Origin of the sequence: Acetobacter sp. AAB5 (assembly GCF_050106715.1) — a bacterium.
GTDB lineage: Bacteria > Pseudomonadota > Alphaproteobacteria > Acetobacterales > Acetobacteraceae > Acetobacter > Acetobacter oryzifermentans.
Map to the genome: position 1 here is coordinate 1 of NZ_JBNIEW010000028.1, position 2500 is coordinate 2500.

Annotated in this window: 1 tRNA gene and 2 rRNA genes (1 of these 3 cut by a window edge); all 3 read right to left on the reverse strand. The window is 55.2% G+C overall.

Features of this window, described 5'->3' with window-relative positions:
• Positions 1-77, reverse strand: a tRNA-Met gene (locus ACP7IZ_RS13290).
• Positions 78-132: 55 nt separating this feature from the next.
• Positions 133-248, reverse strand: a 5S ribosomal RNA gene (rrf, locus tag ACP7IZ_RS13295).
• 106 nt (positions 249-354) lie between these two features.
• Positions 355-2500 (reverse strand): 23S ribosomal RNA (locus ACP7IZ_RS13300) (it continues 597 nt past the right edge of the window).

Genomic DNA, 2500 nt, shown 5'->3' on the forward strand with positions numbered 1-2500 from the left:
TGGTTGCGGGGGCAGGATTTGAACCTGCGGCCTTCAGGTTATGAGCCTGACGAGCTACCGGGCTGCTCCACCCCGCGGTTGTGATTGTGTTGAAATTTGTGGGGTATTGAGTGTTTTAGGGTGGATTGGAAGACCTGGCGGCGACCGACTTTCCCGTGGCTTAAGCCACAGTATCATAGGCGCTGGGGGTTTTCACGGCCGAGTTCGGGATGGGATCGGGTGGATCTCTCCCCGCCATGGCCACCAGGTCATCCAGTCCACCCTGTAGGGGTGTGTGGAAGACGGTTGGTAGAAGAAGTAGGCGTATATATGGATGATTTCTGTGCACGGGCTGTCCTTTTAAGGGGACAGTAAGAGAGTGAGCCTATTGGGTGATTAGGACCAGTTAGCTGCACGTGTTACCACGCTTTCACACCTGGCCTATTAACGTGGTGGTCTACCACGACCCTCAGGGAGACCTAGTTTTGAGGTGGGTTTCCCGCTTAGATGCTTTCAGCGGTTATCCCTTCCATACTTAGCTACCCGGCGGTGCCGCTGGCGCGACAACCGGTGCACCAGAGGTATGTTCATCCCGGTCCTCTCGTACTAGGGACAAATCCTCTCAAGTCTCCAACATCCACGGCAGATAGGGACCGAACTGTCTCACGACGTTCTAAACCCAGCTCACGTACCACTTTAATCGGCGAACAGCCGAACCCTTGGGACCTGCTCCAGCCCCAGGATGTGATGAGCCGACATCGAGGTGCCAAACCTCCCCGTCGATGTGGACTCTTGGGGGAGATCAGCCTGTTATCCCTAGAGTACCTTTTATCCGTTGAGCGATGGCCCTTCCACGCGGGACCACCGGATCACTATGGCCGACTTTCGTCTCTGCTCGAGCTGTCACTCTCGCAGTCAGGCGGGCTTATGCCATTGCACTCAACAGCCGGTTTCCGACCGGCCTGAGCCCACCATCGCGCGCCTCCGTTACACTTTGGGAGGCGACCGCCCCAGTCAAACTGCCCACCATACAGGGTCCCGGATCAGGCTAACTGACCGCGGTTAGACATCAGAAAAATTCAGGGTGGTATTTCAAGGATGGCTCCACAGGAACTGGCGCCCCTGCTTCAAAGCCTCCCACCTATCCTACACAGAATGTCTCTGATGCCACTGTAAAGCTGCAGTAAAGGTTCATAGGGTCTTTCCGTCTGACCGCGGATACCCCGCATCTTCACGGGGAATTCAATTTCGCTGAGCCGATGCTGGAGACAGCGGGGAAGTCGTTACGCCATTCGTGCAGGTCGGAACTTACCCGACAAGGAATTTCGCTACCTTAGGACCGTTATAGTTACGGCCGCCGTTTACCGGGGCTTCAATTCAGCGCTCTCACACCTCCTCTTAACCTTCCGGCACCGGGCAGGCGTCAGACCCTATACGTCGTCTTTCGACTTCGCAGAGTCCTGTGTTTTTAATAAACAGTCGCTACCCCCTGGTCTGTGCCACCCGCCAATGGTTGCCCACCAACGGGTCTCGCTTATCCCGAAGTTACACGAGCAATTTGCCTAGTTCCTTCAGCATCGTTCTCTCAAGCGCCTTGGTATTCTCTACCAGTCCACCTGTGTCGGTTTCGGGTACGGTCTATACGCCAGAGCTATTTCCTGGAATGCTCCAAAAGCCAGATCAATCCGTTAAGACCTGACAACATATCGCATTCGTCACTTCTGGCAGGTACAGGAATATTCACCTGTTTCCCATCGACTACGGCTCTCGCCCTCGCCTTAGGGGCCGACTAACCCTGCGTGGATTAACCTTGCGCAGGAACCCTTGGACTTTCGGCGACAGTGTTTCTCGCACTGTTTGTCGCTACTCATGTCAGCATTCGCACTTCCGATATCTCCAGAGAGGGTCACCCCGTCTCCTTCACTGACTTACGGAACGCTCCGCTACCGCGCATATCATAGATATGCACCCACAGCTTCGGCACGTGGCTTGAGCCCCGTTACATTTTCGGCGCAGGGTTTCTATTAGACCAGTGAGCTATTACGCTTTCTTTAAAGGATGGCTGCTTCTAAGCCAACCTCCTGGTTGTTATGGAATCCCCACATCCTTTCCCACTTAGCCACGATTTGGGGGCCTTAGCTGGTGGTCTGGGCTGTTTCCCTCTCGACAATGGACCTTAGCACCCACTGTCTGTCTGCCAGGCTATACTTCCGGGTATTCGGAGTTTGGTTGGGTTTGGTAAGGCTTTGGGCCCCCCTAGCCCATCCAGTGCTCTACCCCCCGGGGTAACCACCTGACGGTCTACCTCAATAGATTTCGCGGAGAACCAGCTATCTCCGAGTTTGATTGGCCTTTCACCCCTAGCCACAGCTCATCCCCGACTTTTTCAACAGGCGTGGGTTCGGCCCTCCAGTGCGTGTTACCGCACCTTCAGCCTGGCCATGGCTAGATCACTCGGTTTCGGGTCTTCTGCCAGCAACTATGCGCCCTATTCAGACTCGCTTTCGCTACGCCTACACCT